The following is a 16,166-nucleotide window of genomic DNA, read 5'->3' on the forward strand; positions in this document are numbered from 1 at the left end:
GCCGGACATCTCCGGCATCTCCCAGTCGCACAGGACCAGGTCGAAACGTTCCTTGCTCAGCATGGCCATGGCCTTGCGGCCATTGACCGCGTCTTCGATGACCATGCCCGGGAAGGCATTTCGCAGGCACTTCCTCACCAGGTCGCGGATGAACGGCGCATCGTCCACGACCAGCACATTGACTTTACTCATCGATACTCCTCTTGAATCCCGACTAGCATACCGCCGACTGATGGCAATTTGCCAAACCACTGGTCACGCCGGGACGTTTCAAGACTGTTCGCGGGTGCCTGCTGTATCTGCCACAAACGAAAACGCCCGGACGAGGCCGGGCGTTGATGCTCGGGAGCAATATTACTTATCGTCCGATTCGCCCGGAACATTAGCCTTTTCGGTAGCGCCGGAAGTGTCGCCCTCGACCTCGGCCTTCATGCGCTTGAGACCCATGTGGCGTACATCGGTGCCACGCACCAAGTAGATCACCAGCTCCGAGATATTGCGGGCGTGGTCGCCGATACGCTCCAGCGAGCGCAGGGCCCAGATGACGCTCAATACCCGCGAGATCGATCGGGGGTCTTCCATCATGTAGGTGACCAGCTCGCGCAGCGCGGTCTTGTATTCGCGGTCGATGGTCTTGTCGTACTGGGCCACCGACAGTGCCAGCTCGGCGTCGAAACGGGCGAAGGCGTCCAGCGCATCGCGGACCATGTTGCGCACCTGGTCGCCGATGTGACGCACTTCGACGTAGCCACGGGGCGACTCGCCTTCCTCGCACAGCTGAATGGCGCGGCGGGCGATCTTGGTCGACTCGTCACCGATGCGCTCCAGGTCGATCACCGACTTGGAGATGCTGATGATCAGACGCAGGTCGGACGCCGCAGGCTGGCGACGGGCGAGGATGCGTACGCATTCCTCGTCGATGTTGCGCTCCATCTGGTTGATCTGTTCATCGACCTCACGCACCTGCTGGGCCAGGCCCGAATCGGCTTCGATCAGCGCAGTCACGGCATCGTTGACCTGCTTCTCGACCAGGCCCCCCATCGCCAGCAGGTGGCTGCGCACTTCCTCGAGCTCGGCGTTGAACTGCTGGGAGATGTGATGGGTAAGGCTTTCTTTGTTGATCATCGTTCTCTAGTCCCTGAATCCTGTAGGAGCGGGCTTGTCGGGGCGCCGAATTGCCACGCTGCTAGCCGTAACGCCCGGTAATGTAGTCTTCGGTCTGCTTCTTCGCCGGATTGGTGAAGAGCGTGTCGGTATCACCGAATTCGATCAGCTTGCCCATGTACATGAAAGCGGTGTAGTCGGAGACGCGCGCCGCCTGCTGCATGTTGTGGGTCACGATGACGATGGTGTACTTGGATTTCAGCTCGTAGATCAGCTCTTCGACCTTCAGCGTGGAAATCGGGTCCAGTGCCGAGCAAGGCTCGTCGAGCAGCAGGACCTCGGGCTCTACGGCGATGGTACGGGCGATCACCAGACGCTGCTGCTGACCACCGGACAGTCCCAGCGCCGAGTCGTGCAGGCGGTCCTTGACCTCATCCCACAGCGCCGCGCCCTTGAGCGCCCACTCGACCGCTTCGTCGAGCACGCGCTTCTTGTTGATACCCTGGATACGCAGGCCGTAGACCACGTTCTCGTAGATGGTCTTGGGGAACGGGTTGGGCTTCTGGAACACCATGCCGACACGGCGACGCAACTCGGCCACATCTTCGCCCTTGCGGTAGATGTTGTTGCCGTACAGGTTGATGGCGCCTTCCACGCGGCAACCATCGACCAGGTCGTTCATGCGGTTGAAGGTGCGCAGCAGCGTGGACTTGCCGCAGCCGGACGGGCCAATGAAGGCGGTCACGCGCTGTTTGGGGATGTTCATCTGTACATCGAACAGCGCCTGCTTGTCGCCGTAGAACAGCGACAGGCCCGGGACTTCGATGGCCACGGTCTCTTCGGCCAGGCGCAGGCTCTGCTTGTCGCGGCCCAGGGCCGACATGTCGATGCCGTGGGAGTGGGATTCTTGCTGCATGGTCAACTCCATACGCTATCAATTCGTTTCAAAGGGCCGCCCATACCGTGGGCGGCTCACTTGCAATCAGGATCAGCTGTCGAGCGCCTTGTACTTCTCGCGCAGGTGGTTACGGATCCACACCGCCGAGAGGTTGAGGGTCGCGATCACCAGTACCAGCAGCAGCGCCGTGGCGTAGACCAGCGGTCGCGCGGCCTCGACGTTGGGGCTCTGGAAGCCGACGTCGTAGATGTGGAAGCCCAGGTGCATGATCTTCTGGTCGAGGTGCAGGTAAGGGTAGTTGCCGTCCACCGGCAGCGATGGCGCCAGTTTCACCACACCCACCAGCATCAGCGGCGCCACTTCACCGGCAGCGCGGGCCACGGCGAGGATCATGCCGGTCATCATGGCCGGGCTGGCCATCGGCAGTACGATTTTCCACAGCGTCTCGGCCTTGGTCGCACCCAGGGCCAGCGAGCCCTCGCGCACGGTACGCGGAATCCGCGCCAGGCCTTCTTCAGTGGCGACGATCACCACAGGAACCGCCAGCAGCGCCAGGGTCAGCGAGGCCCACAACAAGCCTGGCGTGCCCAGCGTAGGCGCCGGTAGCGATTCGGGGAAGAACAGCCGGTCGATCGAGCCACCCAGCACGTACACGAAGAAGCCCAGACCGAATACGCCATAGACGATCGCCGGCACGCCGGCCAGGTTGTTCACCGCGATGCGGATCAGCCGCGTAACCGGGCCTTGCCTGGCGTATTCGCGCAGGTAGACCGCCGCCAGCACGCCAAAGGGAGTGACGATCACGGCCATGATCAGGGTCATCATCACCGTGCCGAAGATGGCCGGGAAGATGCCGCCTTCGGTGTTCGCTTCACGCGGGTCGTCGCTGAGGAACTCCCAGACCTTGCTGAAGTAGGCGCCCATCTTGGTCATCGCCGACATGCCGTTCGGCTGGATGGCATGCACCACCTTGCTCAGGTTGATCTCCACCTGGCGGCCGTTGGCGTCGCGGGCCACTAGGCTGTCGCGGGCGAAGGCCTGGTGCAGGCCGGTCAGGCGCTCCTCGATGGTCTTGTAGCGGCTGTTCAGCTCTGCGCGTTCAGACTCGATATCGGCCTGGGCGGCCGCATCCAGCTTGCCCTGCAGTTCCAGCTTGCGGCTGTGCAGGCGCAGGCGTTCGAGGCCGTGGTTGATGGAGCCGATGTCTTTCTTCTCGAGCGACACCAGTTGGTCGTTCAGGTCGCTGGCGCGCTTGAGGCGGCTCTGCAGTTCGTTCCAGGCGCTCGGGCCTTCGGCGACCACACGGCCTTCTTCCTTGACGCTGACCAGGTAACCATAGAAGTTGCCCCACTCGCGGCGCTCCAAGGCAATCAGGTCGGCAGGCTTGCTCTGGTCCACCAGCCATTCGCCGACCAGCCAGGTGAAGTCACTGCCGTTGAGGTCGCGGTTACCGACCTTGACCAACTCGCGTGTCATGAACTCCGGCCCCTGGTCAGGTACCGGCAGACCGGCGCTCTTGAGGCGCTCGCGGGGGACTTCTTCTTTCTGCACCACTTCGCCGACGATCACATGATCGGCCTGGCCAGGCACCTTGTAGGTGGCCTGGATCAGGTCGGCCGGCCAGAAGTGGCCCAGGCCGCGCACAGCGATCACGGCGAGCAGGCCGACGGTCATGATCACCGCCATGGCGACCGCGCCACCGCTGATCCACACGCCCGGCGCACCGCTCTTGAACCAGCCTTTGAGGGAATCCTTTTTCACGGATCTCTACCTTTCTATCAAAGCGACGAGTATTTCTTGCGCAGACGCTGGCGAATCAGCTCGGCCAAGGTGTTCATGATGAAGGTGAACATCAGCAGCACGAGCGCGGCGAGGAACAGCACACGATAGTGGCTGCCGCCGACTTCCGATTCGGGCATTTCCACGGCCACGTTGGCGGCCAGGGTGCGCATGCCCTCGAACAGGTTCAGTTCCATCACCGGGGTGTTGCCGGTGGCCATGAGCACGATCATGGTCTCGCCCACCGCCCGGCCCATGCCGATCATCAGCGCCGAGAAGATGCCCGGGCTTGCGGTGAGGATGACCACGCGGGTCAGGGTCTGCCAAGGCGTCGCGCCCAGCGCCAGCGAGCCGAGGGTGAGGCTGCGCGGCACACTGAACACGGCGTCTTCGGCGATCGAGTAGATGTTCGGAATCACTGCGAAGCCCATGGCGATACCGACCACCAGGGCGTTGCGCTGGTCGTAGGTAATGCCCATGTCGTGGCTGATCCACAGGCGCATGTCGCCGCCGAAGAACCAGCTCTCCAGGAACGGGCTCATGGACAGCGCGAACCAGCCGATCGCCAGGATCACCGGGATCAGGATCGCCGCCTCCCAGCCATCCGGGACGCGCTGACGGATCGACTCTGGCAGGCGGCTCCAGGAGAAGCCCGCCACCAGGATGCCGATCGGCAAGATCAGCAACAGGCTGAACACGCCCGGCAGGTGGCCTTCGAGATACGGCGCCAGGAACAGGCCGGCGAAAAAGCCGAGGATCACCGTCGGCATCGCTTCCATCAGCTCGATAACCGGCTTGACCTTGCGACGCATGCCAGGGGCCATGAAATAGGCGGTGTAGATGGCCGCGGCAATGGCCAGGGGTGCGGCCAGGATCATCGCGTAGAACGCGGCCTTGAGCGTACCGAAGGTCAGCGGCGACAGGCTCAGCTTGGGTTCGAAATCGGTGTTGGAGGCGGTCGACTGCCAGACGTACTTCGGTTCGTCGTAGTTCTCGTACCAGACCTTGCCCCACAGCGCGCTGAAGGACACTTCAGGGTGCGGGTTGCGCAGGCTCAGTGGCAGCAGCTTGCCGCCTTCTTCGATCATGATGCGGTTGGCGCGCGGCGACAGGGCCAGCACACCGGCGCCGTCGGCGACCGGCTCGACCAGCAGGGTACGGTGCGCGGTGCTGTGGAACACACCAAGCTTGCCGTCGTTGTCCAGGGCGATGAAGCCCTTGCGACGCTCCTCGGCATCGATCTGGGCGATCGGTGCCTTGCCCAACTGGAAGCTGCGGATCAGCTTGAAGCGCGACTCGCCATCCGGGTCGCGGGCCATGAACCACTGGCTCAGGCCACCCTTGGAGTCGCCGAAGATCAGCGAGATACCACCGACCAACTGGCCACTGGCGGTGATTTCGGCGTTGCCATCTTCGAGCAGCTTGTAGCGACCGTTGAGGCTCTTGTCCCGCAGGCTGAAGACATCGGCGGTGGCGCGACCGTTGACCACGTACAACCACTGCTGGCGCGGGTCGATGAAGATGTTCTTCACCGTCTGGGTCATCTGCGGCAGCGCGATGCGGTTCTGTTCGGTGGTGACGTCGCCAGTCATCATGTTTTCAGTGCGCGACAGCTCGATCACCTGCAGTTGCGCGCCGGTGGAGCCGGCCAACAGCAGGGTGTCGCCATTGAGGTTGACGCTCACGTGCTCCAGCGCACGACCCTGTTCGTCGAGGGCGAAAGGATCCTGACCATAGGGGTAGTCGATACCCGCATTGATGGTCTTCTTGTTGTCCGGATAGGTGATCTTGTAGGTGTGGTGGAACACCAGCGCCTGGCCATTGGACAACCCCAGCACCACCAGCGGACTGCCCGGCTGGTCGGTGCCGATCGAACTGACCGTGGTGCCCGCCGGCAGCGGCAGGTCGACGCGCTTGATCTCGGCACCGGTCTTGGTATCGAAGAACAGCGCCTGGCCCTTGTCGGAAACGCGCATGCCCACGAGGTTCTGCTCCTCGAGGGCGATCATCAGCGGCTTGCCGGCATCCTGCTGCAACCAGGTCGGCTCAAGGGCTTTCTTGCTGGTCAGCTCGGCGCCCTGGAACAGCGGCAGCACCACGTAGGCCAGATAGAAGAAGATCAAGGTAATGGCTGCCAATACGGCAAGCCCGCCCACCAGGACATACCAGCGGGTCAGGCGGTCCTTCAACGCGCGCATGCGGCGCTTGCGTTGCAGCTCGGGCGTATTGAAATCAATGCGCACGGGAGGGGAATTTGGGGTCATTGTGGAATTGGCCAGATCATTCATGCGCACACCCTAGCGGTCCCGTATGACAGAAACATGACAGTGTAGTGACGCAAAAAAGCCCGCCGCTCAGGAGACCTGGCTTCGGACTGGAGAAAGTCGTGGAAGGGGCCGACCGACTGGCCGCCCCCTTCCGGGCAACACGTCTTACTTGTGGGACAGACCCAGGTCACCCAGGGTCTTCTCGACCACTTTGGCCGGCAGCGGGATGTAGCCATCCTTCACCACGACCTGCTGGCCTGCCTGCGACAGGACCAGCTTCACGAACTCGGCTTCCAGCGGTGCCAGAGGCTTGTTCGGTGCCTTGTTGACGTACACGTACAGGAAGCGCGACAGCGGGTAGGTACCGTTCAGGGCGTTGGCTTCGTTATCTTCGATGAACTCGCCGCCTTCCTTCTTGGCCAGGGCTACGGTCTTGACGCTGGCGGTCTTGTAACCGATACCCGAGTAGCCGATGCCGTTCAGCGAGGAGCTGATCGACTGCACGACCGAAGCCGAGCCAGGTTGTTCGTTGACGTTAGGCTTGAAGTCGCCTTTGCACAGGGCTTCTTCCTTGAAGTAGCCGTAGGTGCCCGATACCGAGTTGCGGCCAAACAGCTGGATTGGCTTGTTGGCCAGGTCGCCGGTCACGCCGACGTCACCCCAGGTCTTGATCTCGGCTTTGCCACCGCACAGGCGGGTGGAGGAGAAGATGGCGTCGACCTGAGCCATGGTCAGGCCCTTGATCGGGTTGTCCTTGTGCACGAACACGGCCAGGGCGTCGACAGCGACCGGGATAGCGGTCGGCTTGTAGCCGTACTTCTGCTCGAAGGCCTGCAGCTCGACGTCCTTCATCTTGCGGCTCATCGGGCCCAGGTTGGCGGTGCCTTCGGTCAGCGCGGGCGGCGCGGTGGACGAGCCGGCAGCCTGGATCTGGATGTTTACGTTCGGATATTCCTTCTTGTAGGCCTCGGCCCACAGAGTCATCAGGTTCGCGAGAGTGTCGGAACCGACGCTGGAGAGGTTGCCCGATACGCCAGTGGTCTTGGTGTAGGTCGGGATAGCAGGGTCGACAGCGGCGACCGCGTTGGCGGCAGCGACGCCAGCGGCGGCAAAGGTCAGGGCCGCCATCAAACGCTTCAGTTTCATGCCTTGCTCCTAGCAGGAATATTGGGTGTGTTGGATGGAACGGGGCCCAGTATCGGCAGGCCGCATGAACACGATATGACCTAATTGTGACAAATGGATGAAAGGCCATCATCGCTGCCGAGGATGGCCTTTCGGGTGCCGCAGGAAACCGACTCAGCGCTTGTTGATCAGCAGGTACACCCCAACCAGCAGCCCTACAGCGCACAGGCCAGCCACATAGTAGGCCGGTGCCATCGGGCTGAATTTGAGCAGGGCGGTTACCACCATCGGGGTCAGGCCTCCGAAAATGGCGTAGGCGACGTTGTAGGAGAACGACAGCCCGCTGAAGCGCACCACCGCCGGGAAGGCCTTGACCATCACATAAGGCACCGCGCCGACCAGACCGACGAACAGCCCGGTAAGGGCATACAGCGGGAACAGCAGGTCAGGCCGGGTCGGCAGGCTGTGGTAGAACGCCCAGGACGAAGCCAGCAGCGCCAGGCTGCCAATCACGAACACCCGCCCTGCACCGAAGCGGTCAGCCAGGCTGCCGGCGCCGATGCACCCCAGGCTGAGCAGGACGATGGCCAGGCTGTTGGCCTTGAGCGAATCGGTGGGGCTGACGTGATAGAGGCTCTGCAGCAGCGCCGGGGTCATCAGGATCACCACCACGATGCCCGCCGACAGCAACCAGGTCAGCAGCATCGACAGGATGATCGCGCCACGGTGGTCGCGCAGTACCGCACGCAGCGGCAGCTCTTCGGCCAGCGCCTTGCGCTGCTGCATCTCGGCGAACACCGGTGTCTCGTGCAGCCAACGACGCAGGTACACGGCGAACAGGCCGAACACACCGCCGAGCAGGAAGGGGATCCGCCAGGCGTAGTCGGCCACCTCTTCAGGGCTGTAGACGGTGTTGATCAGGGTTGCCACCAGCGACCCCAGCAGGATGCCGGCAGTCAGGCCAGCAGTCAGGGTGCCGCAGGCATAGCCGGTATTGCGCTCCGGTACGTGCTCGGAGACGAACACCCAGGCGCCCGGCACCTCGCCACCGATGGCAGCGCCCTGCACCACCCGCATCAACAGCAGCAGGATCGGCGCCCACAGGCCGACCTGTGCATAAGTCGGCAGCAGGCCCATGATCAGGGTGGGCAAGGCCATCATGAAGATGCTCAGGGTGAACATCTTCTTGCGCCCGAGCAGGTCACCAAAGTGCGCCATGATGATGCCACCCAGCGGGCGCGCCAGATAACCTGCGGCAAAGATGCCGAAGGTCTGCATCAGGCGCAGCCATTCGGGCATGTCGGCGGGGACGAACAGCTTGCCCACCACGGTGGCGAAGAACACGAAGATGATGAAGTCGTAGAACTCCAGAGCTCCGCCCAGGGCGGACAGTGAGAGGGTCTTGTAGTCACTGCGGGTCAGCGGCCGCGAGGGCTGCTCGATACTGCTCGGCACGGAGGTCATGGATGTTCTCTTATAAGGCAGGCCGCTTGTGCTGCGGCTTGTGGCGCGGGAGTGGGCAAGATAACAAATTGCCGCGCATGGCTCATAGAGGTACAAAAACTCTACAGATATTCACCAATGTGCGGTCGTCGCTGGCCGATACCGTCTATATACTGCGCTCTTCGTAGGAAAAGGTTGTTTACGATGTGGGATGTTGTGCGAAAACGCCGGTCATTATGTGCAGGCGGTTTCGCAGAGTTTCCCTTTGGCCGCCAACCGGAGCGAAATCAGCGTAGTATGTTTCTGGCTGAATCGTTTTTCAGGGCGTCCGTCACCGCGCCAACCAACGAAGCGTCACGGGTCAGAGGCCCCACGGCATGATTGAGCTCGAACAAGAAGATCCTATCCCGCAGGGCGACCTGGCCCTTCAGATTACCGCGCTACCGCGCGAAACCAATGGCTTCGGCGATATCTTCGGCGGCTGGCTGGTCGCCCAGATGGACCTGGCCGGTACTGCCATGGCCAGCCGCGTGGCTGGCGGCCGTGTGGCCACCGTGGCGATCGATCGCATGGCATTCCTGGTGCCGGTGGCCGTGGGCGCGCAACTGTCCTTCTATACGCAGACCCTGGAGATCGGCCGCAGCTCGATCCAGATGATGGTCGAGGTCTGGAGCGACGACCCGCTGTCCAGCGAATGGCGCAAAGTCACCGAGGCGGTGTTCGTTTTCGTGGCCATCGACGGCAGTGGCCGCACCCGCTCCGTACCTCGTCGCTGAGCCCGGCGCGCGGTAAACTCGTTGCAGGCTTCGAGGTCCAACGGCCTCACCTGCAATCAACGAGACGAGCGCATGGCAACCTTCAAGGTCGACACCGAGCAACACGGCGAACTCAACTGCTGGCGCATCACCAGCCGGCATGCCGAACTCCTCATCGCCCAGCAGGGCGCGCAGATTCTCAGCTACCAGCCCATCGGTGACGAACCCCTGCTGTGGCTCAGTGACCAGGCGATCTTCCGCCAGGGCAAGTCGGTACGCGCCGGTGTGCCGGTATGCTGGCCATGGTTCAGCAACTTCCAGCGCAATCCCGATTCGGTCAAGGCCATGTACCACGGCAGCGAGGCACCGGCCCACGGCCTGGCGCGCGGACGCGACTGGCAGTTGCTTGGCGTCGAGGAAGTCGGTGAAAACCTGCGTATCGAGTTCGACCTGCCCGAGGCTCAGGGCCAACTGCCAGACTGGCCACACAAGGTCGAGCTGCGCCTGCTGATAGAGCTCGGCGAACAACTGCACGTTTCGCTTTGCAGCCGCAACCTGGGCGATGCCAGCGTCACGCTCAGCCAGGCACTGCACAGCTACTTTGCCGTCAGCGATGTACGCCAGGTGCACGTGGAAGGCGTCGAGGGGCTGCCCTACATCGAGACCCTGGAGGGCTGGGAGCAGCGCACCCAGCAAGGCAAGCTGGGCTTTGCCAGCGAGACCGACCGCATCTACTTGAACGCTCCCGAGCGCCTGGCGATCGTCGACCCACAATGGAAGCGGCGCATCACCTTGCACGCCACCGGCTCACGCAGTGCAGTGATCTGGAACCCCTGGACCGACCGCGCCCGCGAGCTGCCCGACATGGCCGACGACGGCTGGCAGCGGATGCTGTGCGTGGAGACGGCGAATGTGTGGGATGACGTGGTGGAGCTCAAGCCTGGAGCCAGCCATGTGCTGCGGGTGGTGATTGGCCGCGAAGCGCTCTGATTCGACAGGACACCGCGCTGTCCGTAGGAGCGGGTCGGGCTCAAAGATCGGCGTCCTCGACCACCCTCACCTTCCCCGCGTCCAGCGCATAGGCCGCATCGGCCAGGTCATTGCTGACCTTCTCGATCTTCAGCGTACCGGTCACCCACAGCGGCGTGTAGATATCGGCGATCTTCAGCCCTTTCGGGTAGCGCACCAGCACCAGCTGGTTCGGCGGAGGCGGCGGCACGTGGATGCAGGCCCCAGGATAAGGCACGAGGAAGAACAAGGTGCTGTTGCCCTTGGCATCGCTCTCCAGCGGCACAGGATAGCCACCCAGGCGGATCTGCTTGCCGTTCATGGCCGCCACGGTCTTGGTCGAATACATCACCGCCGGCAGGCCCTGGCTTTGCTTCAGGCCGCCCTTGGCGGTGAAGGTGCCCATGGCTTCGGGGGAGTTGTGATCGATCTCGGGCATCTGTTCGAGAGCCTTCTGGTCCGACTTGGGCATCAACTCCAGCCAGTCGGTTTCGGGCAGCTCGGCATGGGCCAGGGTGCTGGCCAGCAACAAGGGAAGAAGGAATAACGCACGCATGGCAATGCTCGGCAACTCAAGTGAATTGCCGCGCATTCTAGCCTGTGTTCAGCGCTTCTTGATGAATCCGTAGATCACCAGCAGCACGATGGCGCCAACCAGGGCACCGAAGAAGCCCGCCGCCTGTCCGGCCTGGTAGATACCCAGGGCCTGCCCACCATAGGTGGCCACCAGGGAGCCGGCGATGCCGAGCAGAATGGTCATGATCCAGCCCATGCTGTCGTCCCCGGGTTTCAGGAAACGCGCCAGCAAGCCGACGATCAGGCCGATGAAGATGGTTCCGATGATGCCCATGGCAATCCCTCTGCAGTGAAGATGGAACACGCCAAAGCCTAGACAGCGCTTTGGCGTGTTGCCATCTCAGAGGGCCTGCAGCAGGCAGAAGTTCGATCAGCCGACGATCAACGCCTCTACTTCGGCGATCTTGGCCTTGAGCGTGACCATGTCCTTGCAGCGCAGGGTGGCGTGACCGACCTTGCGCCCCACCTTGAACGCCTTGCCATAGTGATGCAGGTGGCAGTCGTCGATGGCCACGACCTTGTCGACCGCAGGCACTTCGCCGATGAAGTTGAGCATGGCGCTCTCGCCGACCTTGGCCGTCGAGCCCAGCGGCAGACCGGCGACGGCCCGCAGGTGGTTCTCGAACTGGCTGCACTCGGCGCCCTCGATGGTCCAGTGCCCGGAGTTGTGCACGCGGGGGGCGATCTCGTTGGCCTTGAGGCCACCGTCGACCTCGAAGAACTCGAACGCCATTACGCCAACATAGTCGAGCTTGTGCAGCACACGGCCGACGTAATCCTCAGCCAGCGCCTGCAGTGGATGCGCATCGCTTGCCACCGACAGGCGCAGGATGCCGCTGTCATGGGTGTTGTGCACCAGCGGATAGAAGCGCGTCTCGCCATCGCGGGCTCGCACGGCAACCAGCGAGACTTCGCCGGTGAACGGCACGAAGCCTTCCAGCAGGCAAGGGACGCTGCCCAGCTCGGCGAAGGTGCCGACCACGTCCTCTGGCTTGCGCAGGACCTTCTGGCCCTTGCCGTCATAACCCAGGGTGCGGGTCTTGAGCACGGCCGGCAGGCCGATGCTGGCCACTGCCGCGTCGAGGTCGTCCTGCGAAAGGATGTCGGCGAAGGCCGGGGTTGGAATGCCCAGGTCGCGGAACATGCTCTTCTCGAACAGGCGATCGCGCGCGATGCGCAGGGCTTCGGCGCTTGGGTAGACCGGCACGAACTGCGACAGGAAGGCCACGGTTTCCGCGGGGACGCTCTCGAACTCGAAGGTCACCAGGTCGACTTCGTCGGCCAGTTGGCGCAGGTGGTCCTGGTCGCCATAGTCGGCACGCAGGTGCTCGCCCAGAGGAGCGGCGCAGGCGTCCGGTGCCGGGTCGAGGAAGGCGAAGTTCATGCCCAGCGGAGTGCCCGCCAAGGCCAGCATGCGACCCAGTTGGCCGCCACCGATTACACCGATCTTCATGTCGTCAGCCTCAAGCCTGGCGGGGGTCCGGGTTGTCCAGGACGGTTTCGGTCTGCTCCGCGCGGAACTGCTTGAGCGCCGCGTGGTACTGCGGGTGCTTGGCGCCCAGGATGCTTGCCGACAGCAGCGCGGCGTTGATCGCGCCAGCCTTGCCGATGGCCAGGGTGGCAACCGGGATGCCGGCTGGCATCTGCACGATCGACAGCAGTGAATCGACACCCGACAGCATCGAGGACTGCACAGGTACGCCCAGCACCGGCAGGTGCGTCTTGGCGGCGCACATGCCCGGCAGGTGCGCAGCGCCGCCGGCGCCGGCGATGATCACCTCGATGCCGCGGCCTTCGGCCTCTTCGGCGTACTGGAACAGCAGGTCCGGGGTGCGGTGGGCGGACACCACCTTCACCTCGTAGGGAATGCCGAGTTTTTCCAGCATATCGGCGGTGTGGCTAAGGGTGGACCAATCGGACTTGGAGCCCATGATCACGCCAACCAGTGCACTCATCGTCGAGCCTCTTCGCTTGTGCGCCCTTGGGCGCCGTCAAAAAACAACAAGCCACGCGGGACGACCGGCGTGGCTTGTTTGCTGATCATGACCGGATCGATCCAGTCGAGGGGCCGCGCAGTATACCGTAACGTTAGGCATTCGAGGCACCCCTGGCGACCAACTGTCGGCCTTATTTTTCGGGGCTTTGACTGACTTTCGAGTCAACTGCGCCCGCCAGCGCTCCGCCTTCCAGCTTGCGCCACAGCAGGCGCACGTTCGCCTTGCGCACCAGGGCGCAGCGGTAGAGGCGAATCTCCAGCGGCACGTGCCACTGGCTGGAGCCGCAGATCGCCAGCTCGCCACGCTCCAGCTCGCCGCGCATCGACAGGCGCGGCACCCAGGCGATACCCATGCCTTCGAGCGCCATGCTCTTGAGACTGTCGGCCATCGCCGTTTCGTACACCGTGGTGTAGCGCAGGTTGCGCTGGCGCAGCAGCAGGCTGACGGATCGCCCGAGGAATGCCCCGGCGCTGTAGGCCAGGAGCGGCACGCTGCCCTCGCCTTCCAGGTCGAACAGCGGCTTGCCATCGGCCCCGACGGCACAGACTGGCAGCATTTCGGTGGTGCCCATGTGCAACGACGGGAAGATCTCGGCATCCATTTGCAAGGCGGCATCAGGGTCGTAAAAGGCCAGCATCAGGTCACAGCCACCTTCCCTCAAGGCATGCACTGCATCGCCCACGTTGGTGGCCACCAGACGGGTGGCGATGTTCATGCCGTCGTTGCGCAATTGGGCCACCCAGCGCGGGAAGAAGCCGGACGCCAGCGAGTGCGCCGCCGCGACCTGGACCACCTCGCCCTGACCACCTTCCAGATGATGTAAATGGCGGAGAACTTCGCTCAACTGGTCGACAACGGTCCGTGCTGTGACCAGAAAAAGCTGGCCTGCCTCTGTCAGCTCGATGGGCGTGCGGGAACGATTCACCAAGGTCAGCCCTAATGCGGCTTCCAAGCTGCGGATGCGTCGGCTGAAGGCCGGCTGCGTCACGAAACGGCGCTCCGCCGCCTGGGAAAAACTGCGTGTGGAGGCCAGAGCACTGAAGTCTTCCAGCCACTTGCTTTCAAGGTTCATCGAGAAGCTCCGCAGGCGTGCACCAAAATGGAACACGCTCGATTGTCAATCGGCGTCACATCAAACCGTATGCCGTTTGTGCATAGGTTAGCGTCTAACAGCATTGGCCGCAAAATCTGCCGAGGCCTAGGATTGGCGGCATTCCGGCAGGTGCCGGGTTTAAATCGAGATGATATCCGTCATGTCCTCCGCTGCATCGTTCCGCGTCGAAAAAGACCTGCTTGGTACCCTTGAAGTCCCTGCCGATGCCTACTACGGCATCCAGACTCTGCGCGCTGCCAACAACTTCCACCTCTCCGGCGTTCCGCTGTCGCACTACCCGAAACTGGTAGTCGGCCTGGCGATGGTCAAGCAGGCCGCTGCTGACGCCAACCGTGAGCTGGGGCACCTGAGCGATGCCAAGCACGCCGCCATCAGCGAGGCCTGTGCCCGCCTGATCCGTGGCGACTTCCACGAGCAGTTCGTGGTGGACATGATCCAGGGCGGTGCTGGTACTTCTACCAACATGAACGCCAACGAGGTCATCGCCAACATCGCACTGGAGGCCATGGGTCACCAGAAGGGTGAGTACCAGTACCTGCACCCGAACAACGATGTGAACATGGCGCAGTCGACCAACGACGCCTACCCGACCGCCATCCGCCTCGGCCTGCTGCTGGGCCACGACGCCCTGCTGGCCAGCCTCGACAGCCTGATCCAGGCTTTCGCTGCCAAAGGTGAAGAGTTCAGCCACGTACTGAAGATGGGCCGTACCCAGCTGCAGGACGCCGTGCCGATGACCCTGGGCCAGGAATTCCGTGCCTTCGCCACCACCATGACCGAAGACCTCAACCGTCTGCGTTCGCTGGCGCCGGAACTGCTCACCGAAATCAACCTGGGCGGCACCGCCATCGGCACCGGCATCAACGCCGACCCGGGCTACCAGGCCCTGGCGGTACAACGCCTGGCAGCCATCAGCGGCCAGCCGCTGGTTCCGGCGGCCGACCTGATCGAAGCCACCTCCGACATGGGCGCCTTCGTGCTGTTCTCCGGCATGCTCAAGCGCACCGCGGTCAAGCTGTCGAAGATCTGCAACGACCTGCGCCTGCTGTCCAGCGGCCCGCGCACCGGCATCAACGAGATCAACCTGCCGGCGCGCCAGCCAGGCAGCTCGATCATGCCAGGCAAGGTCAACCCGGTGATCCCGGAAGCGGTCAACCAAGTCGCCTTCGCCATCATGGGCAACGACCTGGCCCTGACCGTCGCCGCCGAAGGTGGCCAGCTGCAGCTGAACGTGATGGAACCGCTGATCGCCTACAAGATCTTCGACTCGATCCGCCTGCTGCAGCGCGCCATGGACATGCTGCGCGAGCACTGCATCGTCGGTATCACTGCCAACGAACAGCGCTGCCGTGAACTGGTCGAGCACTCGATCGGCCTGGTCACCGCCTTGAACCCATACATCGGCTACGAAAACGCCACCCGTATCGCCCGCGTCGCCCTGGAAACCGGCCGCGGCGTGCTGGAACTGGTGCGCGAAGAGAAGCTGCTGGACGAAGCGATGCTCAACGACATCCTGCGTCCGGAAAACATGATCGCTCCACGTCTGGTTCCGCTGAAGGCGTAACCCGACCGCTGCAACCTGTCTCACCAGGTCGAGGGACTAGACACCTCTCAACCTTTCAAGGGCCCGAGCGCACGCTCCGGGCCCTTTTTTTATGCCCAGCACCGGCAAACGGTTCCCGGCACACTCCTTGCTCGATAATGCCCCTCACCCCCACGGGATGCCGAGCATGCTGCACAGCCACCTCACCACCCTCAACGCGGTTTCGTTGATTCTCAACGTCTTCCAGGAAGAGGGCTGTACCGCCTCGCAACTGCTCGCCGGCAGCGGCATAGGCCCGGCAGACCTGGGCCATCCCGATGCGCGCATCACCACCCAGCAAGAGCTGCAGGTGTGTGCCAATGCAGTCGCCCGACGCGAGGAGATCGGCCTGGAGCTGGGGCGGCGGATGCATGTGTCGTGCTACGGCATGCTCGGTTACGCCTTGCTCTCGAGTGCCACTTTGGGTGACGCCCTGCGCCTGGCGCTGCGTTATCCGGCACTGCTGGGAACAATCTTCCAGTTGCGCCTGGTCGACGATGGCCAGCGTGTCTGGCTGA

16 protein-coding genes are annotated in these 16,166 nt (G+C 63.1%); 4 read left to right on the forward strand and 12 right to left on the reverse strand.

What is annotated here, in order from left to right; all coding sequences use genetic code 11:
- The 7 genes from VA602_RS11405 to VA602_RS11435 form a co-directional block, all read right to left on the reverse strand.
- The coding region (locus tag VA602_RS11405; protein ID WP_323453249.1) for a response regulator at positions 1–192 on the reverse strand (192 nt) is incomplete at its 3' end.
- A gap of 162 nt (positions 193–354) precedes the next feature.
- Complete coding sequence (gene phoU, locus VA602_RS11410; protein ID WP_323453250.1) at positions 355–1,125, reverse strand: phosphate signaling complex protein PhoU; 771 nt, start codon at positions 1,123–1,125, stop codon at positions 355–357.
- A gap of 61 nt (positions 1,126–1,186) precedes the next feature.
- Complete coding sequence (gene pstB / locus VA602_RS11415; RefSeq protein WP_054892955.1) at positions 1,187–2,020, reverse strand: phosphate ABC transporter ATP-binding protein PstB; 834 nt, start codon at positions 2,018–2,020, stop codon at positions 1,187–1,189.
- A 72-nt stretch (positions 2,021–2,092) separates the two neighbouring features.
- Positions 2,093–3,763 (reverse strand): phosphate ABC transporter permease PstA, encoded by a 1,671-nt coding sequence (gene pstA, locus VA602_RS11420; protein ID WP_151925842.1) that lies wholly within the window; start codon positions 3,761–3,763, stop codon positions 2,093–2,095.
- A 17-nt stretch (positions 3,764–3,780) separates the two neighbouring features.
- Positions 3,781–6,069, reverse strand: coding sequence for an ABC transporter permease subunit (locus tag VA602_RS11425; RefSeq protein WP_197891695.1), 2,289 nt, complete (start codon positions 6,067–6,069; stop codon positions 3,781–3,783).
- A gap of 144 nt (positions 6,070–6,213) precedes the next feature.
- Positions 6,214–7,194, reverse strand: coding sequence for a phosphate ABC transporter substrate-binding protein PstS (locus VA602_RS11430; protein ID WP_054892958.1), 981 nt, complete (start codon positions 7,192–7,194; stop codon positions 6,214–6,216).
- Positions 7,195–7,347: 153 nt separating this feature from the next.
- Positions 7,348–8,637 carry an MFS transporter gene (locus VA602_RS11435; RefSeq protein WP_323453251.1) on the reverse strand — a complete coding sequence of 430 codons (1,290 nt, stop codon included), beginning with the start codon at positions 8,635–8,637 and terminating at the stop codon, positions 7,348–7,350.
- Between the two features lie 356 nt (positions 8,638–8,993).
- Between VA602_RS11435 and VA602_RS11440 the strand changes: the two genes are divergently transcribed.
- Together VA602_RS11440 and VA602_RS11445 are read left to right on the forward strand one after the other, a co-directional pair.
- On the forward strand, positions 8,994–9,392 hold the full coding sequence (locus tag VA602_RS11440; protein ID WP_003253317.1) for an acyl-CoA thioesterase: 399 nt from the start codon (positions 8,994–8,996) through the stop codon (positions 9,390–9,392).
- A gap of 72 nt (positions 9,393–9,464) precedes the next feature.
- Positions 9,465–10,361, forward strand: coding sequence for a D-hexose-6-phosphate mutarotase (locus VA602_RS11445; protein WP_323453252.1), 897 nt, complete (start codon positions 9,465–9,467; stop codon positions 10,359–10,361).
- A gap of 40 nt (positions 10,362–10,401) precedes the next feature.
- Here VA602_RS11445 and VA602_RS11450 read toward each other — a convergent pair whose 3' ends face one another.
- The 5 genes from VA602_RS11450 to VA602_RS11470 form a co-directional block, all read right to left on the reverse strand.
- A complete protein-coding gene (locus VA602_RS11450) occupies positions 10,402–10,935 on the reverse strand; it encodes a DUF3299 domain-containing protein (RefSeq protein WP_162714440.1) in 534 nt (177 codons plus the stop codon).
- A 48-nt stretch (positions 10,936–10,983) separates the two neighbouring features.
- Positions 10,984–11,229, reverse strand: a complete 246-nt coding sequence (locus tag VA602_RS11455) for a GlsB/YeaQ/YmgE family stress response membrane protein (RefSeq protein WP_054892962.1) — start codon at positions 11,227–11,229, stop codon at positions 10,984–10,986.
- A gap of 96 nt (positions 11,230–11,325) precedes the next feature.
- On the reverse strand, positions 11,326–12,408 hold the full coding sequence (locus VA602_RS11460) for a 5-(carboxyamino)imidazole ribonucleotide synthase (protein ID WP_065864617.1): 1,083 nt from the start codon (positions 12,406–12,408) through the stop codon (positions 11,326–11,328).
- Positions 12,409–12,418: 10 nt separating this feature from the next.
- Positions 12,419–12,910 carry a 5-(carboxyamino)imidazole ribonucleotide mutase gene (gene purE, locus VA602_RS11465; RefSeq protein ID WP_054892964.1) on the reverse strand — a complete coding sequence of 164 codons (492 nt, stop codon included), beginning with the start codon at positions 12,908–12,910 and terminating at the stop codon, positions 12,419–12,421.
- Positions 12,911–13,082: 172 nt separating this feature from the next.
- A complete protein-coding gene (locus tag VA602_RS11470; RefSeq protein ID WP_054892965.1) occupies positions 13,083–14,024 on the reverse strand; it encodes a LysR substrate-binding domain-containing protein in 942 nt (313 codons plus the stop codon).
- A 181-nt stretch (positions 14,025–14,205) separates the two neighbouring features.
- Between VA602_RS11470 and aspA the strand changes: the two genes are divergently transcribed.
- Both aspA and VA602_RS11480 read left to right on the forward strand, forming a co-directional pair.
- Positions 14,206–15,630 carry an aspartate ammonia-lyase gene (aspA, locus tag VA602_RS11475; protein WP_054892966.1) on the forward strand — a complete coding sequence of 475 codons (1,425 nt, stop codon included), beginning with the start codon at positions 14,206–14,208 and terminating at the stop codon, positions 15,628–15,630.
- Between the two features lie 166 nt (positions 15,631–15,796).
- Positions 15,797–16,166: AraC family transcriptional regulator ligand-binding domain-containing protein (locus VA602_RS11480; protein ID WP_323453253.1), on the forward strand; the 370-nt coding region annotated here is incomplete at its 3' end.

Source organism: Pseudomonas machongensis (genome assembly GCF_034961125.1).
GTDB classification, from domain to species: Bacteria; Pseudomonadota; Gammaproteobacteria; order Pseudomonadales; family Pseudomonadaceae; genus Aquipseudomonas; species Aquipseudomonas machongensis.

Excerpts from the sequence above, each read along its gene's own strand:
- phoU (WP_323453250.1), bottom strand. The coding sequence starts at position 1,125 with ATGATCAACAAAGAAAGCCTTACCCATCACATCTCCCAGCAGTTCAAC.
- pstB (WP_054892955.1), bottom strand. The coding sequence starts at position 2,020 with ATGCAGCAAGAATCCCACTCCCACGGCATCGACATGTCGGCCCTGGGC.
- VA602_RS11425 (WP_197891695.1), bottom strand. The coding sequence starts at position 6,069 with ATGAATGATCTGGCCAATTCCACAATGACCCCAAATTCCCCTCCCGTG.
- VA602_RS11430 (WP_054892958.1), bottom strand. The coding sequence starts at position 7,194 with ATGAAACTGAAGCGTTTGATGGCGGCCCTGACCTTTGCCGCCGCTGGC.
- VA602_RS11435 (WP_323453251.1), bottom strand. The coding sequence starts at position 8,637 with ATGACCTCCGTGCCGAGCAGTATCGAGCAGCCCTCGCGGCCGCTGACC.
- VA602_RS11440 (WP_003253317.1), top strand. The coding sequence starts at position 8,994 with ATGATTGAGCTCGAACAAGAAGATCCTATCCCGCAGGGCGACCTGGCC.
- VA602_RS11445 (WP_323453252.1), top strand. The coding sequence starts at position 9,465 with ATGGCAACCTTCAAGGTCGACACCGAGCAACACGGCGAACTCAACTGC.
- VA602_RS11450 (WP_162714440.1), bottom strand. The coding sequence starts at position 10,935 with ATGCGTGCGTTATTCCTTCTTCCCTTGTTGCTGGCCAGCACCCTGGCC.
- VA602_RS11455 (WP_054892962.1), bottom strand. The coding sequence starts at position 11,229 with ATGGGCATCATCGGAACCATCTTCATCGGCCTGATCGTCGGCTTGCTG.
- VA602_RS11460 (WP_065864617.1), bottom strand. The coding sequence starts at position 12,408 with ATGAAGATCGGTGTAATCGGTGGCGGCCAACTGGGTCGCATGCTGGCC.
- purE (WP_054892964.1), bottom strand. The coding sequence starts at position 12,910 with ATGAGTGCACTGGTTGGCGTGATCATGGGCTCCAAGTCCGATTGGTCC.
- VA602_RS11470 (WP_054892965.1), bottom strand. The coding sequence starts at position 14,024 with ATGAACCTTGAAAGCAAGTGGCTGGAAGACTTCAGTGCTCTGGCCTCC.
- aspA (WP_054892966.1), top strand. The coding sequence starts at position 14,206 with ATGTCCTCCGCTGCATCGTTCCGCGTCGAAAAAGACCTGCTTGGTACC.